At 73.8% G+C, this 15,466-nt stretch carries 15 protein-coding genes; 11 read left to right on the forward strand and 4 right to left on the reverse strand.

The features are described 5' to 3' along the window. The first annotated feature begins 2 nt into the window (after positions 1-2). From DSM104299_RS10815 to DSM104299_RS10855, 9 genes are all read left to right on the forward strand, one after another. The gene (locus DSM104299_RS10815; RefSeq protein WP_272477314.1) at positions 3-920 is read left to right on the forward strand and encodes a PfkB family carbohydrate kinase; all 918 of its coding nucleotides are present in this window, start codon (positions 3-5) and stop codon (positions 918-920) included. Next, positions 917-1,561 (forward strand): bifunctional 4-hydroxy-2-oxoglutarate aldolase/2-dehydro-3-deoxy-phosphogluconate aldolase, encoded by a 645-nt coding sequence (locus tag DSM104299_RS10820; RefSeq protein WP_272477315.1) that lies wholly within the window; start codon positions 917-919, stop codon positions 1,559-1,561. The genes DSM104299_RS10815 and DSM104299_RS10820 overlap by 4 nt, the downstream gene beginning before the upstream one ends. Then, positions 1,558-2,889: an ABC transporter substrate-binding protein gene (locus tag DSM104299_RS10825; protein ID WP_272477316.1), complete on the forward strand. Its 1,332-nt coding sequence runs from the start codon at positions 1,558-1,560 to the stop codon at positions 2,887-2,889. Before DSM104299_RS10820 ends, DSM104299_RS10825 begins: the two co-directional genes overlap by 4 nt. Positions 2,890-3,020: 131 nt before the next feature. Beyond that, a complete protein-coding gene (locus DSM104299_RS10830) occupies positions 3,021-3,893 on the forward strand; it encodes a carbohydrate ABC transporter permease (RefSeq protein ID WP_272477317.1) in 873 nt (290 codons plus the stop codon). Next, positions 3,890-4,723, forward strand: a complete 834-nt coding sequence (locus tag DSM104299_RS10835) for a carbohydrate ABC transporter permease (RefSeq protein WP_272477318.1) — start codon at positions 3,890-3,892, stop codon at positions 4,721-4,723. The genes DSM104299_RS10830 and DSM104299_RS10835 overlap by 4 nt, the downstream gene beginning before the upstream one ends. 44 nt (positions 4,724-4,767) lie before the next feature. After that, positions 4,768-5,976, forward strand: coding sequence for an ABC transporter ATP-binding protein (locus DSM104299_RS10840; protein ID WP_272477319.1), 1,209 nt, complete (start codon positions 4,768-4,770; stop codon positions 5,974-5,976). Then, positions 5,973-7,265: a neutral/alkaline non-lysosomal ceramidase N-terminal domain-containing protein gene (locus DSM104299_RS10845; RefSeq protein ID WP_272477320.1), complete on the forward strand. Its 1,293-nt coding sequence runs from the start codon at positions 5,973-5,975 to the stop codon at positions 7,263-7,265. The genes DSM104299_RS10840 and DSM104299_RS10845 overlap by 4 nt, the downstream gene beginning before the upstream one ends. Beyond that, entirely contained in the window at positions 7,262-8,926 is a 1,665-nt protein-coding gene (locus DSM104299_RS10850; RefSeq protein WP_272477321.1) for an alpha-amylase family glycosyl hydrolase, read from the forward strand. Before DSM104299_RS10845 ends, DSM104299_RS10850 begins: the two co-directional genes overlap by 4 nt. A 5-nt stretch (positions 8,927-8,931) precedes the next feature. Beyond that, positions 8,932-9,924 (forward strand): zinc-binding dehydrogenase, encoded by a 993-nt coding sequence (locus DSM104299_RS10855; protein ID WP_272477322.1) that lies wholly within the window; start codon positions 8,932-8,934, stop codon positions 9,922-9,924. 15 nt (positions 9,925-9,939) lie between these two features. Here DSM104299_RS10855 and DSM104299_RS10860 read toward each other — a convergent pair whose 3' ends face one another. The 4 genes from DSM104299_RS10860 to DSM104299_RS10875 all read right to left on the reverse strand — a co-directional run bounded on the left by DSM104299_RS10860 (position 9,940) and on the right by DSM104299_RS10875 (position 13,032). Continuing rightward, on the reverse strand, positions 9,940-10,395 hold the full coding sequence (locus DSM104299_RS10860) for a MarR family winged helix-turn-helix transcriptional regulator (protein WP_272477323.1): 456 nt from the start codon (positions 10,393-10,395) through the stop codon (positions 9,940-9,942). A gap of 22 nt (positions 10,396-10,417) precedes the next feature. Continuing rightward, positions 10,418-10,852, reverse strand: coding sequence for an SRPBCC family protein (locus DSM104299_RS10865; RefSeq protein WP_272477324.1), 435 nt, complete (start codon positions 10,850-10,852; stop codon positions 10,418-10,420). After that, positions 10,852-11,724 carry an N-acyl homoserine lactonase family protein gene (locus DSM104299_RS10870; protein ID WP_272477325.1) on the reverse strand — a complete coding sequence of 291 codons (873 nt, stop codon included), beginning with the start codon at positions 11,722-11,724 and terminating at the stop codon, positions 10,852-10,854. Before DSM104299_RS10870 ends, DSM104299_RS10865 begins: the two co-directional genes overlap by 1 nt. Positions 11,725-11,799: 75 nt before the next feature. Further along, the gene (locus DSM104299_RS10875) at positions 11,800-13,032 is read right to left on the reverse strand and encodes a PucR family transcriptional regulator (protein WP_272477326.1); all 1,233 of its coding nucleotides are present in this window, start codon (positions 13,030-13,032) and stop codon (positions 11,800-11,802) included. 75 nt (positions 13,033-13,107) lie between these two features. Between DSM104299_RS10875 and DSM104299_RS10880 the strand changes: the two genes are divergently transcribed. Then, positions 13,108-14,616 carry a flavin-containing monooxygenase gene (locus tag DSM104299_RS10880; protein WP_272477327.1) on the forward strand — a complete coding sequence of 503 codons (1,509 nt, stop codon included), beginning with the start codon at positions 13,108-13,110 and terminating at the stop codon, positions 14,614-14,616. Next, the gene (locus DSM104299_RS10885) at positions 14,613-15,455 is read left to right on the forward strand and encodes an SDR family NAD(P)-dependent oxidoreductase (RefSeq protein WP_272477328.1); all 843 of its coding nucleotides are present in this window, start codon (positions 14,613-14,615) and stop codon (positions 15,453-15,455) included. The genes DSM104299_RS10880 and DSM104299_RS10885 overlap by 4 nt, the downstream gene beginning before the upstream one ends. Positions 15,456-15,466: the final 11 nt, after the last annotated feature.

The following is a 15,466-nucleotide window of genomic DNA, read 5'->3' on the forward strand; positions in this document are numbered from 1 at the left end:
CCATGGGCGTCCTGGTTGCGATCGGCGAGGGGCTGGTGGAGCTCGAGCGCGACGGCACGGCCGAGCGCCTCGCGTTCGCCGCCGGCGGCGACGCGGCGAACATCGCCGTGATGGCCGCGCGCCTGGGCGCGCGCACGCGGCTCGCCGGCCGGGTCGGCGACGATCCGCTCGGGGCCTGGCTGCGCGCGTTCTGGGCCGGCCGCGGCGTCGACGTCGCGCACGTGCGCGCCGATCCCGACGCGGCCACGGGCCTGTACCTGAACACGCCCGACGCCGACGCCGGCCACCGCTTCGTCTACTGGCGCACGGGCTCGGCCGGCAGCCGGCTCGTCGTCGAGGACCTCGACGACGACGTCTTCGCCGGCCTCGGCCTGCTGGTCGTGACCGGGGTCACGCTGGCGGTCTCGGCCTCGAGCGCCGCCGCGGCCGCGCACGCGGTCGTCCGCGCTCGCGCCGCCGGTGCGCGCGTCGCGTGCGTCCTGAACCACCGCCCCCGGCTCGGCGGCGACCCGCGCGCGCTCGCGGCCTTCGCCCGCGACGCCGACGTGGTCATCGGCTCGACCGAGGACACCGCCGCGCTCTTCGGCGAGTCCGACGCGGTCGCGCTGGCCCGCGGCGCGCTGAGCGGGCCCGAGGTCGTCCTCACCGACGGCGCGCACGCGGCCGTCGCCGTCCTCGACGGCTCGGTCTTCACGCAGCCGGTCCCGGTGGTCGAGGTCGTCAACGGCGCCGGCGCCGGCGACGCGTTCGCGGGCGCCTACCTGGCGCGGCGGCTGGCCGGCGACGGGTGTCCGGACGCCCTGGCCTGGGCCGTGGCGGCGGCGACCAGCAGCGTCGGCCGCTCCGGCTGCGCGGCCTCGTACCCGACGCTGGCGCAGACCCGCGCGCTGCTCGACGCGATCGTGGAGCAGCCGGCATGACCGACGTCGTCGACCTGCTCGCCGCCCAGCGCGTCGTCCCCGTGATCCGCAGCGCCGACGTCGCCGACGCCGTCGCGACCGCGCGCGCCTGCGCGCGTGCGGGTATGCGCCTCATCGAGCTCACGCGCAGCGTGCCCGACGTCGACGACGCGCTGCGCGAGCTGCGCGACGACGGCCTCGTGCTCGGGGTCGGCACGGTCACCGAGCCGGCGCACGTGCAGTCCGCCGCCCGGGCCGGCGCGCGCTTCGTGGTCTCCTTCACCCGCCCGCCGGGCGTCGTGGCGCAGGCCGCTGCGCTCGGGCTGGCGGCGATCCCGGGCGGCTTCACGCCGACCGAGCTCGCGGCCTGCGCCGCCACCGGCGCCCGCGTGGTCAAGCTCTTCCCGGCGCGGCTGGCCGCCCCGGCCTACCTGCGCGACGTGCGGGCGGTCCTGCCCGGCGTCGACGTGCTGGTCACCGGCGGGCTCGGTGGGCCCGCCGGCGACGTCGCCGCGTGGCTGGACGCCGGCGCGATCGCCGTCGGCGTCGGCGGCGAGCTCGGCACCGCCGCGACCTTGGGTCCTCAGGAGGTCGAGCGCCGCGCCCGCGCCGTGCTCGACCTCGCACACGCAACCATCAGGCAAGAGGGAGTAGGACGATGAGAAGTGCCCTGCGGATGATCATCCTCGCCGCGGTTGCCGCGGCGCTCGCCGCGACCATGACCGCCTGCGGCAGCAGCAGCTCGACCGACGACAAGGGTGAAGTGGTCATCACCTGCAGCTCGTGTCAGAGCAGTCCGAGCGACCCGTCGTTGCAGTTCGCGGCCGAGACCGCGAAGACGTTCAACCAGCGGTACGCCGGCAAGTACCACATCAAGGTCGTCAAGAACCAGAACGCGGGCTCCGGCCCCGACCGCCTCCAGTACTACCAGCGGCTCGCGCTGGCCGACGACCTGCCGGACGTCTTCCAGGTCAACCCGCCGGAGCTGCGGTCGCTGGCCAAGACCGGCAAGGTCATGAACTTCGCGCCCGTCCTCGACAAGGACGCCGCCTGGAAGGACTCGTTCAACGCCGGCGTGTTCACCGCGCTGACCGGCGAGGACGACCAGGTGTGGGCGATCCCCGAGACGCGCGACGCGATCGGCATCTACTACAACAAGGCGATCTTCAAGGAAGCCGGGATCGCCGCCTTCCCGCAGACCTGGGCCGAGTTCGAGGCCGACTGCGCGAAGATCAAGGCCGCCGGCAAGACCTGCTTCGCGATGGACGGCGACTGGGTCACGCTGCTGATGTGGGCCAACCTCATCGGCACGCAGCCGGGCGGCGTCACCTTCCTCGACCAGGGCATCAAGGGCGGGAACTACGCCGACAGCGCGGTCGCCGTCAAGGCCACCGACACGCTCCGGCGCTGGCACGACGCGGGCTACATCAACACCAACGCCTTCTCGGGCGAGTACCAGAACGCCGCCACGGCCTTCGTCCGCGGGCAGGCGGCGATGGTCGCCAACGGCCCGTGGATGGTCAACAGCGACATCAAGACCAAGAACGCGGTCAAGGGGCTCTACGACCAGGTCGGCTACGAGCAGTCGCCCGGATGGACGGCCGACCAGCGCGGGCTGATCGTCATCTCCGCCGAGGGCAGCTACGCCAGCGGAGCGCACGACGCCCGCAAGCAGGAGGCCGTGACGGCGTTCATGAAGCTCTTGACCTCGCACGCCCAGAGCGTCGAGCAGATCAAGGTCGAGGGGGCGTGGCCGGCCGCCAAGTTCGAGCCGACCGCGGCCGAGAAGAAGGACCTCGAGCCGCTCGCCGCGGGGCTGGTCAAGGCCTCGACCACGGTGCCGCTGAAGTTCCCACACGCCTTCTACAACGCGCCGGAGCCGTTCGAGAGCTCGTGGAAGAACCTGTGGCCCGCCTACGTGAAGAACAAGATGAGCACCCAGGACTTCCTGAGCAAGCTCGCCCACGACGCGCAGTCGACCACCGGCTGACCGGAGCCTCCGTCGTGTCCACCCAAGCACTCGAACCAGCGGACCGTCACCGCTCGCGAACGGCCGTCGTGCCGTCCGCGGCGCGGTGGCGGCGCCGCCGGAGCACGAGCCGGAGCCGGCGGCGCGACGCCGTGCCGCGCCCGCCGCACGGCATGCGCTGGCCGGTCGCGCTCTCGATCCTGCCGGGGCTGCTGCTCTTCCTCGCGTTCTACGTCGTGCCGCTCGGCATGCTCGTCGTGACGTCCTTCGCGGACTGGAGCGGCCTCGGGTTCCACTACCTCGGCGTGCGCAACTTCACCGACATGGCGCACGACGCCACGTTCTGGAAGGCCGCGAAGAACACCATGTTGTACGTGGCGGCCGGCGTGTTCGTCGAGGTCCCGCTCGGCGTCCTGGCCGGCGTGATCCTCGCCCAGCACGTCCGCGGCTGGCGCGTCTTCCGGACCGTCCTGTTCATCCCGTTCGTGATCTCCGGCGCCGCGTACGCCCTGGTCTTCGCCCTGTTCTACGACCCCACCCACGGGCTGCTCAACAGCGCGCTCGGCCTCGTCGGCCTCAACCACCACCAGGACTGGCTGTTCTCGACGAGCACGGCGCTGCCGGCGGTCGCCGGGACCTTCGTCTTCATCCTCGGCCTGGTCATCGTGCTGGTGATGGCCGAGGTGGCCTCGATCCCCCGCGAGCTCTACGAGGCGGCGGAGATCGACGGCGCCTCGGTCGTGCAGCGCCAGCTGCGGATCACGCTGCCGCTGCTGCGCAACGTGATCGGCACGGTCGTCCTGGTCACCGTGCTGGGCTACCTCGCCCTGTTCGACGTGGTGTTCATCCTGACCAAAGGCGGACCCGACGACTCGACCCTGACGCTCGCGCTGTACGCCTACAAGGCCTACGTCAACAACGCGTGGGGCTACGCGAGCGCCGTCGGCATCGTCATCGTGGTCGTCGGGCTGGTGCTGATCCTCGGCATCCGCCGCCTCTTCCGACTCGGGGAGCGGACGCTGTGAGCGCCACCTTCAAGCGCGTGGCCGGCGGCCTGGGCTGCTACGGGGTGCTCGCGATCCTCAGCATCTGCGCGCTGCTGCCCACCGTCTGGGTGATGCTGTCGTCGTTCAAGACCGGCGGGCAGATCTTCGCCGGCGACGGGCTGCTGCCGCGGCCGTTCACGCTGCGCGGCTACGCCGACGCGTTCGGGCAGGTGCACCTGGAGCGATACCTGTTCAACACGGCGCTCTACGCGGTCTTCGGATCGCTCGGGGCCGTGACCGCGGCGCTGCTGGCCGCCTACCCGACCGCCCGCTACCGGTTCCCCGGCAGCGGCGCGCTCGTCGCCTCGTTCAGCCTCGCGCTGGCGATCCCGGTCGTCGGGCTGGCGACGCCGGAGTTCTTCGTGGTGCGCCAGCTCGGGCTGTTCGACAGCCGCATCGGGTTCATCGTGTTCTACTCGGCGCTGTTCTTCCCGCTGGCGTTCGTGATCCTGCGGGCGTTCCTGGTCAGCCTCCCGCCGGAGCTGGAGGAGGCCGCGGTGGTCGACGGCGCCGGCTACTTCACGATCATCCGCAGGATCGTCGTGCCGGTGGCGCGGCCGGCGCTGGCGACGGCGGGCGTGATCGTCTTCGTCAGCATCTGGAACGAGTTCTACTTCGCCAACCTGCTGAGCGCCTCCAGCGGCACGCAGAACGCGCAGATCGCGCTGGCGAGCTTCCGCTCGCAGTTCAACTTCAACGTGGGCGGCATGCTCGCGGGGACGACCGTCGTGATGATCGTCCCGATCTTCATGTTCCTGGCCTTGCAGCGCCAGGTCATCGCCGGCCTCACCGCGGGGACCGGCAAGTGACGGCGCGGCTGGTTCGCGCCGCTGGGCAACGGGAGGACTGACTGGTGTCGACGATCGTGTTCGAGCAGGTGACCAAGCGCTATGCCGACGGCCACGAGGCGGTGCGCGCGCTGGACCTCGAGGTGGGCGACGGCGAGTTCGTGATCCTCGTCGGCCCGTCCGGGTGCGGGAAGTCGACCGCGCTGCGGATGATCGCCGGGCTGGAGGACATCAGCGACGGCCGGCTGTGGATCGGGGGCGACGTCATCAACGACCGCGCGCCGAAGGACCGCGACATCGCGATGGTGTTCCAGAACTACGCGTTGTACCCGCACATGAGCGTCCGCGACAACATGGGCTTCGCGCTGCGGCTGCAGGGCCTCAAGCGCGGCGAGGTCGACCGGCGCGTCGGGCACGCGGCCGGCGTGCTCGGGCTGACCGAGCACCTGGACCGCAAGCCGGCCAACCTGTCCGGCGGCCAGCGCCAGCGCGTCGCGATGGGGCGCGCGATCGTGCGCGAGCCCAAGGCGTTCCTCATGGACGAGCCGCTGTCCAACCTCGACGCGAAGCTCCGCGTCGAGATGCGCGCGGCGGTCTCGCGCCTGCAGCAGCGCCTGGGCACGACCACCGTCTACGTCACCCACGACCAGACCGAGGCGATGACGCTCGGCGATCGCGTGGCGGTCATGCGCGACGGCGTCCTGCAGCAGGTCGGCACGCCGCGCGACCTCTACGAGCACCCGCGGAACCTGTTCGTGGCCAGCTTCATCGGCTCGCCGGCCATGAACCTCTTCACCGCGCAGGTCGAGGACGGCGCGATCCACACGTCGATGGGCGCGATCCCGCTCGACGACCACCTGCGCGCGCGGCTCGACGCCGGTGGCGCGGTGGGGCGGCATGTGGTGCTCGGCGTGCGCCCCGAGGCCTTCGAGGACGCCCGGCACGCGCCGTCCGAAGGCGGCTGGACGTTCGAGGCGACCGTCGAGCTGACCGAGTCGCTGGGCTCGGAGATCTACGTGCACTTCGCGGCCGAGACGACCGGCGGGCCGTCCGGCGAGGCCGCCGAGGAGCTGCGGGCGCTCAGCGAGGTCGGCGGCGGCGAGACCGCCGACGCGGCGCGCCGCGCCGTCGCGCGCGTGGACGCGGCCAGCGCGCTGACGCGCGGCGACCGCGGGCGCCTGTGGCTCGACACCCGCCGGCTGTACCTGTTCGACGCCGACGGCCGCGCGCTGGGGCACGACGCCGCGACGCCCGGGCTGGCGATGCGGTCTTGACGCGCGCCGGCTTCGCACGCCGCGAGATCGGGGCGACGCTCGCCGGCGCGCCGTTGATGGGCTACGCCAACCGGGCGGGCGGCGCCACCGGCGTCCACGACCCGCTCCACGTCCGCGCGCTGGTGGTCGAGGCGGGCGGTGAGGCCGTGGCGCTGTGCAGCGTCGACCTGTGCGCCGTCAACGAGGACGTCGTCGCGGCGGCGCGCGCCCGCGTCGCGGCGGAGTCCGGCATCGCGCCGGAGCGCACGCTCATCGCCGCGACGCACACCCACAGCGCGCCGCACGACGACGACCGCGCGTGCTGGCCCGACGGCCTGGCCGCCGAGATCGCCGCGGCGGTCGCGCAGGCCAGCGCGCGCATGGCGCCGGCGACGGTCGGCGCGGGGTGGGGGACGCTCTCGGGCCACGCCGTCAACCGTCGCCGCCTGGAGGACCCCGTCGACCCGGCGGTCTTCGTGCTGCGCGTGGACCGCGCCTACGGCGCGCCCCTGGGCGTGTACTTCGGCTTCGGCTGCCATCCCGTCGTCCTCGGTCCCGACAGCCGCGCGGTGTCGGGCGACTGGCCGGCGACCGCGTCACGGGTGCTCGAGTCCGAGCTCGGGCCCGACGCGGTCGCCGTGTTCGCCCAAGGCGCCTGCGCCGACGTCAACCCGCTGACCGACGGCGTGCGCGAGCGCATCGCCGCGGCGTCGACCGTCTCCGGGCAGCTCGAGGCGGTGCCGTACTACGGATCGGCCGACGGCGCGGGCGAGCCGTTCGACGTCGGCGACCGCACCGGCGGCACCTTCGCGGAGGCCGAGCGCCTCGGGCGCGCCATCGCCGACGAGGTTCGCCGCGTGCACCGCGGCCTCGCGCCCACGGCGGTGACCGGGGTCTGGACGCGGCGGCTCGCGCTCGGCCGTCCGCCCGGCGCGGAGCCCCGTGAACCCGGCCCGCTCGGCGACCACGGCGTCCCGCGCGCGGGCGCCGACGCGCCGATCGAGCTGCTGCTCGTCGGGCTCGACGGCCCGGGGGTCGTGCTGGTCGGCCAACCCGGCGAGGTGTTCGGCCAGACCGGCGTCGACCTGCGGCGCGCGCTGCGGGCCCGGGGCGCGCGGCACCCGTTCGTCGTCGGCTACGCCAACGGCTGGCGCGCCTACCTCCCGCCGGCCGACGCCTGGCCCGACGGCGGCTACGAGGTCGACTGGGCGCGCGCCCAGGGTCTCGCGCCGTCGCTCCAGGACGACGCTCGCACGCTGATCTTGAACGCTTACGAAGCTCAAACGAAAGACGAGGCACTGCAACCATGACCGCCACCGACGACACGCTCCGCGAGCCGCGGCGGCCCGACGCCGACGCCGAGTGGTGGCGCGAGGCCGTGGTCTACGAGAACCACCTCCCGAGCCTGCGCGACGGCAACGGCGACGGCATCGGCGACCTCCACGGGCTGATCGAGAGCCTCGACTACCTGCGCGGCACGCTCGGGGTCGACGCCATCTGGGTCGGGCCCTGCTACCGCTCGCCGCTGCTGGACCAGGGCTTCGACATCTCGGACTTCACCGACATCGAGCCGACGTTCGGCGACCTCGCGACGTTCGACCGGCTCATCGCCGAGGCCCACGCCCGCGGCCTGAAGATCCTCGTCGACTACATCCCCAACCACAGCTCCGACCAGCACCCGTGGTTCGTCGCGTCGCGGTCGTCGCGCGAGGACAGCAAGCGCGACTGGTACGTGTGGGCCGATCCCGCGCCCGACGGCGGCCCGCCCAACAACTGGACGGCGGAGATCGGCGGCTCGGTGTGGGAGCTCGACGCGGCCACCGGCCAGTACTACCTGCACACGCACCTGCGCGAGCAGCCCGACCTCAACTGGCGCAACCCCGAGGTCCGGGCCGCGATGCTCGACGTGCTGCGCTTCTGGCTGGGCCGCGGCGCCGACGGCGTGCGCATCGACGTCGCCCACATCCTGATGAAGGACCCCGAGCTGCGCGACAACCCGCCGAGCCCGCCGGGCCAGACCAATCCGTTCGAGCTGCAGCATCCGGAGTTCTTCGGCCAGCTGCACGTCAACGACCGGCGCCACCCCGACGTGCACGACGTGCTCGCCGAGATCCGCGGCGTCCTCGACGAGTTCGGCGCGGTCGCGATCGGCGAGATCGAGGCGATGGAGTGGGACGCGTGGGCCGAGTACTACGGCCGCGACCTCGGCGGGCTGCACCTGCCGTTCGCGTTCAGGCTGATCGAGACCCCGTGGGAGGCCCCGGCGCTGCGCGCGGTCGTGCGCTCGCTGGAGGCGGCGCTGCCGCCCGGCGCGTGGCCGGTCCTGGCGCTGAGCAACCACGACCGGTCGCGCCTGGCGACGCGGGTCGGGAGCGCGCAGGCGCGGGTGGCGGCGATGCTGCTGCTCACGCTGCGCGGCACGCCGGTCTCCCTGTACGGCGACGAGCTGGGGCTGTGCGACCAGCCGGTGCCGCGCGAGCGCCAGCGCGATCACTTCGGGCTCACCGAGGGCGGCGTGTCGCACGACCCGGCGCGGACGCCGATGCCCTGGAGCGCCGCGCGCAACGGCGGGTTCTCGCCGGCCGACGAGCGCGACCTGTGGCTGCCGGTCAGCGCCGAGTACGCCTCCATCAACGTGGAGGCCCAGCTCGCCGACCCGGCGTCGATGCTCAACCTGTACCGGTCGCTGCTCGCCCTGCGCGCGGGCAGCGCCGCGCTGCGCGCCGGCGAGTACGCCGAGCACCCCGCGGGCGACGACCACTGCCTGGTCTACGAGCGCCGCTCCGGCGGCGAGCGCAAGCTCGTCGCGCTCAACCTGACCGACGCGCCCCGGCGCGTCGCGCTGCCCGGGGCCGACGGCGCGATCGTGCTGTCGACCGCCGGCGACCGCCGCGACGAGCCGGTGGCCGGCGCGGTTGAGCTCCGGCCCGCCGAGGGCGTCGTCGTCGACCTCGCCGGCGCGCCATCATGAGCGCCGTGTCCCAGCCCGAAGCCGGCAGCAGCGCCTGCGTGGGCGCCGTCCTGAGCGCGCCGCGCACGCTCGCGGTCGTCGCGCGCGAGCTGCCGCCGCTGGGTCCGCGCGACGTCCTGGTCGCGGTCAGCCGCTGCGGCGTCTGCACCGGCGACGTGGACGCCTGGCTCGGCCGCTCCGCGCTCACGGAGCCCGAGCCGCTCGGGCACGAGCCGGCGGGCGTCGTCGTCGCCGTCGGCGCCGAGGTCACCCGCGTCGCGGTCGGCGAGCGCGTCGCGTGCTGGGTCGAGGAGGGCGGGTTCGCCGACCGCGTCGTCACCGACGAGCAGCACTGCTTCGCGGTCCCGGAGACGGTCGCGCATCCGGAGATGGCCGAGCCGCTGAGCTGCATCGTCAACGCGGTGGAGCTCGCCGCGCCGGCGCTGGCCGACGACGTCGTGATCGTCGGTGCGGGGTTCATGGGGTTGTTGCTCCAGCTCGTGCTGCAGGCGCGCGGTCCGCGCACGGTCACGGTCGCCGACGTCCGGCCGGGCGCGCTGGCGCGCGCGGCCGCGCTCGGCGCGACCCACACCGTCGACACGTCGCGGGAAGACCTCCGCGCGCGCGTGGCGGAGATCACCGGCGGGCGCGGCGCCGACGTCGCCTTCGAGGTCACGGGCAGCAACATCGGCCTCGACCTCGCCGCCGCGGCCACGCGGATGAGCGGCAAGCTCGCCGTCGTCGGCTACCACCAGGGCGGCACGCGCGAGATCGCGCTGGGCGAGTGGAACTGGATGGCCTACACCATCGTCAACGCCCACTTCCGCGACAAGCAGGTCATCCTGGGCGGGATGCGCACCGCGCTGCGGCTGATGGAGGCCGGCGTCGTCGACGTCGCACCGCTGATCAGCCACCGCTTCGCGCTCGACCGCATCGACGAGGCGTTCGCGACCGCGGCGGCCAAGCCGGACGACTTCGTCAAGGCCGTCATCCTGACCGGCGACGACGAGCGGGGCTGAGCCCGCCCGCGCCGGTCAGCGGTCGCGGCGCAGGGCGATCGCGGCGCCGGAGCGCCGCTCGTCGACCAGCTTGCGCAGGCCGGCGACGGCGGCCGCGATCTCGCGCTGCGTGAGGACCGTGGCCAGGCCGGCGTGCAGCTGGCGCTCGGCCTCGGTCACCGCCCGGGCGGCGCGGGCGCCGGCGGGCGTGAGGGTCAGCTCGATGGCGCGGCGGTCGCCGTCGCGCTCGCCGCGTTCCAGCAGGCCGGCCGCGACGACCGAGGCGACGAGCCGGCTCGGGCTGCCGCCCTCGCAGACCAGGCGCTCGCCGATCTCGCGCACGGTCAGGGACCGGTCGGCGTCGCGCACGGCGGCGAGCACCTCGGCCTGCGCGGCGGTCAGGCCGCTGGGCTTGAGGAGCTCGGCGAACGCGCGGGCGCCTTCCCGCTGCGCGCCGAGGATCAGGTACCGCAGCTCTTCGACCGGCTCCATCGCGTCGAAGCTACATGACGCGTCACCGGACATCGAGGACGCCGGCCAGCGTCGCGAAGTTCGCCTCGAGGCCGCGCCGGACGAAGCCGGCCGCGAGCGGACCGGTCAGCGCGGCGGCGCGGCCCAGCTCGACCTCGGCGTCCAGCGCCAGCACGGTGCCGCCGTCGTCGGCGTCGTCGAGCGTGTAGTGATAGGTGAACGGCGTCGGGCCGTCGACCGTCCGGAGCGTGAGCGCCGAGGACGGGACGATCGCGACGAGCTCGAGCTCGTTGGTCGCCGGGCCGGAGGGGAGGTCGCGGCGCATGACGTACCGGGCGCCCGCGGTGGGGCGCGCCGGCGTCCGGGGCGTGACCGACCGCACCGCGGAGCTCCACTCCGGCAGCGTGCGCAGATCCGAGATGTAGGCGAACACCTCGTCGCGCCGGCGCGCGAGGCGGCCGGTGACCGCGAGGCGCATCACGCCGCCACCTTCGGCGCCGAAGTGACCTGCCGCGCGAGCAGCCGCGCGACCGACTCCGGGTCGTGGGTCGGCAGGTAGATCGTCGGCCGCCGCGCGACCAGCTCCTGGATGCGGCCGACGGACTCGCGCGCGCGGGCGACGTCGGGCGTCACGCCGTCGACGACGCCGTCGAGCATCAGCCGCTCGGTGTAGGACGCGTCGCCGGCCAGGAGGACCACGGTGTCGCCGTCCTCGACCGCGACCGACAGGTGGCCGGGCGTGTGGCCGGGCGTGGGGAGGAGGTGCACGTCGCCGGCGGCAGTGAGGGTCGTGCTCGTCGCGAACGGTCCGAACCGCCCGTCGCCGAAGTCGGCGAGCGTGGGCGCGAAGTCCGCGGGCCAGTGCTGCGGCAGGAAGCCGCGGACCTTGCCCAGCAGGCCCTTGGCGAACCTGTAGTCCTTCTCGGAGCACACGATCTCGCTGCGCGCGACGTCGGGGAGGCCGCCGGCGTGGTCGGTGTGGAAGTGCGTGAGGACGACCCGGCGCACGTCCTCGGGCGCGAAGCCGAGCCGCCGCAGCTGGGCGCCGATGCCGTCCTCGGCGGCGACGTGCTCGCGCAGGCCGAAGCGGAAGTAGGGCTGCCAGCGCGTGAAGTACCCGGGCTCGGCGACGCGCGGCGTCTCGCCGGTGTCGACGAGGATCAGGCCCTCCGGGTGCTCGATCAGCCAGGCGAGGATCGGCAGCGGCTCGGTCCAGCGCCCGTCGGCGAGGACGCGGGCGAGGTTGCGGCGCGACCGCCCACCGCCGTCGCGCTGGCGCTCCTTGACGGCGACGGTGCCGGTCTGGAGGGCGTGGATGCGGATGCCGTTGTCGAGCGAGATAGATGACATGTCACGCATAGTGACCGACCGCGAGGCCGATGTCAATGACACGTCACGTATTTTTGTCCCGCCGGGCGATGCCGTCTACGCCGACCCGCGCGCGCCCAGCCAGCGCGTGATCTCCAGCGCGAGGGCGACCGCCAGCATCCGGCCTTCGAGCGGCGCGGGGAGGAGCTGCTGGGCGCGGTCCAGGCGCTTGATGATCGTGTTGCGGTGGGTGAACAGCACCTCGGCGGTGCGCTTGGCGTTGCTGCCCTCGGCCAGGTAGGTCCGCAGCGTGTCGCGGAGCTCGGGGGCGGCGGAGGCGAGCGGGCCGAGCGTGCGCTCGACGAAGGCCTGGGCGCGGTCCTCGTCGTGGGTGGCGAGCGCGACGACCTGGACGTCGTCGTAGGTGGCGACGCGCGCGTCGCCGGGCGTGCGCTGCAGCAGGCGCTGGGTGTCGAGCGCGTCGAGGTGGCTGCGGCGGAACCCCTCGATGCCGGCCGCCGCCGGGCCGAGCGCGATGCGCACCTCGGGCAGCGCGTCCAGCGCCGCGCGCAGGACGTCGGGATCGAGCGCGTGCTCTCCGGAGACCCACACCCACAGCGCGGCGGCGCCGGCGATGACGATCAGGGGGCGCCGGCCGCCGGCGGCCTGCGCGAGCGCCTCGGCCGCCGCCTCGAGCGCGACCTGGTCGGGCTCGGCCCGGTCGCTGAACACGATCGCGGCGACGTGGCGGCGGTCGAGGGCGTAGTTCAGGCGCGCCGACGCGCGGTCCTGGTGGATCGGGGCGCCCTCGACGAGCAGCGTCACGATCTCCAGGCGCTCGGCGTGGGTGCCGCTGCGCAGCCGGACGCGCTCCAGCGCCACCTGCTCGCTGATGGCGGCGATCGTCGCGTCGACGAACGTGAAGATCGAGTTGGCGGTGACGTCGAGCAGCTCGCTGAGCTCGTCGGGGTCGGACGTGAGGGTGAACGCCGTGGCCATCCACAGCCGCCACGACGCGTTCTGGCCGGTGCGGTAGGAATCCAGCGTCAGCGTGTCGAGCCCGCGGCGGACAAGGTCGCGGGCGATGCCCAGCGTCTCGGGGCCGACGTTCGGCACGACCGGCGCGCCCGGGTCGCGCAGGTTGGCCTCGGCCCAGTGCGTCAGGTTGGCGCGGTTGGTCCGGCGGATCGCGGCGACGAGCGTCGGGTCGGCCAGCACGGCCGGGTCGGCGTTGGCGATCGTGACCGCGTCGATCTGGTCGAAGGTCGCCGCCGGCGCGGCCAGCAGGCCCTCGACGCCCGTCCGGATCAGCTCGGCCACCCGCGGCGACGGGCGCTCCCACGTAGGCATAGCGCACACCGTATAGCGCAAAGAGTGGGCACAAGCACCACCAGATTTGCGGAGCGCTCGGGCATCCTGAAGGGCATGAGCGCTCCAGCGGTCGAGCATGTCGATGTCCTCGTGGTCGGTGCCGGCCTGTCGGGCATCGGCGCGGCCTGGCACCTGCAGGACAAGCAGCCGGGCAAGTCCTACGCCATCCTCGAGGCACGCGCGGCCAGCGGCGGGACGTGGGACCTGTTCCGCTACCCGGGCATCCGCTCGGACTCCGACCTCTCGACGTTCGCCTACGCCTTCAAGCCGTGGACGGGGGAGAAGGCGATCGCCGACGGGCCGGAGATCCTGGAGTACATCCGCGCCACCGCGCGCGACGCCGGCATCGACCAGCACATCCGCTACGGCCACCGCGTCGTCCGCGCGGCGTGGTCGAGCGACCAGGCGCGCTGGACGGTCGAGGCCGAGCGGACCGACACGGGCCAGACCGTCGCGCTGACGGCGAGCTGGCTCTTCTGCGCGTCGGGCTACTACCGCTACGACGAGGGCTTCACCCCGCGCTTCGCGGGCGTCGAGGACTTCGGCGGCCAAGTCGTCCACCCGCAGCACTGGCCCGAGGACCTGGACGTCTCCGGCCGGCGCGTGGTCGTCATCGGCAGCGGCGCCACCGCCGTCACGCTCGTGCCGGCGCTCGCCGCCCAGGGCGCGCACGTGACGATGCTGCAGCGCTCGCCCAGCTACATCCTGCCGCTGCCGTCGCGCGATCCCATCGCCGACCGGCTGCGCAAGTGGTTCGGCGACGCGCGCGGCCACGAGCTGACGCGGCGCAAGAACATCTGGCGCCAGCGCAAGCTGTACGCCTTCTGCCAGAAGCGCCCGGCGCTCGCGCGCCGGATCATCCGCTGGGTCACGTCCAAGCAGCTGCCGGGCTTCGACCTCGACACGCACTTCACCCCCAAGTACGACCCGTGGGACCAGCGGCTGTGCGCGGTCCCGGACGGCGACCTGTTCCGCGCGCTGCGCAAGGGCGACGCCGAGATCGCCACCGACGCGATCGACACGTTCACCGAGCGCGGGTTGCGCCTGGCGTCCGGGACCGAGCTGGAGGCCGACGTCATCGTCACCGCGACCGGCCTGAACCTGCTGATCTTCGGCGGGGTGGAGGTCCAGGTCGACGGCGCGCCGGTGGCGCCCGCCGACACGCTGGCCTTCAAGGGGATGATGCTCAGCGGTGTGCCGAACTTCGCGTTCGCGATCGGCTACACGAACTCGTCGTGGACGCTGAAGGTCGACCTCGTCTGCGAGCACCTCTGCCGCGTGTTGTCGCACATGGACGCGCGCGGCCTGGACCAGGTGGTGCCGGTCGCCGGCGACGCCGCGCAGGAGACGCGCCCGCTGCTGGACTTCTCGGCCGGCTACGTGCAGCGCTCGCTGTCCCAGCTGCCGCGCCAGGGCGCGAGCGCCCCGTGGCACCTGGCGATGGACTACCGCGAGGACGTCGAGCACCTGCGGCGCGGCCCGGTCGAGGACCCGGCGCTGCGGTTCGCGCGCCGCACGGTGGACGCCGGCGGCGTGGTGCCGGCCGTCGAGGTCGCGGCGTGAGCGCCGTGAGCGGCAAGGTCTGCGCGGTCACCGGCGCCGGCTCGGGCATCGGCCGCGCGCTCGCGCTGCGCCTCGCCCGCCGCGGCGCCCGCCTGGCGCTGGCCGACCGCGACGCGGCCGGCCTGGAGGTCACGGCCGGTGCGGTCCGCGACGCCGGCGCCGACGTCCAGACCCAGGCGCTGGACGTCAGCGACCGCGACGCCGTCGTGGCCTGGGCCGGCGCGGTCGCCACGCAGTTCGGCGTCGTCCATCAGATCTACAACAACGCGGGCATCGCGTTCTCACGGACCGTCGAGGCGTCCGAGTGGGCCGACTACGAGCGCGTGCTCGGCGTCAACCTCTGGGGCGTCATCCACGGCACGAAGGCGTTCCTGCCGCACGTCATCGCCTCCGGCGACGGCCACGTCGTCAACGTCTCCAGCCTCAACGGCTACCTCGCCCAGCAGCAGATGAGCCACTACGTCACCTCGAAGTTCGCGGTCCGCGGCTTCACCGAGACGCTGCGGGTCGAGATGCTCGCCGCCGGCCATCGCGTCGGCGTCACCGTCGTGCACCCCGGCGGCATCAAGACGAGCATCGCCGACAACGCCCTCGAGGAGGCCCGCCGGCTGGGGCTCCCGCTCACCGCGGCCGACGAGGCGCGGCGCAGGTTCTACAACGACAAGCTCCTGCGCATGGACCCGGCCGAGGCCGCCGAGATCATCGTCAAGGGCGTGGAGGCGGGCCGATCGCGCGTCCGCGTCGGCAGCGACGCCAAGGTCGTCGACCTGCTCGTGCGCGCCCTTCCGTCGCTGCATCCCCGGCTCGTCGTCGCCTTCGACAAGCGCCTGCGGCGGTAGCCGGTCGGGCG

This window comes from Baekduia alba, from assembly GCF_028416635.1.
Classification (GTDB): domain Bacteria; phylum Actinomycetota; class Thermoleophilia; order Solirubrobacterales; family Solirubrobacteraceae; genus Baekduia; species Baekduia alba.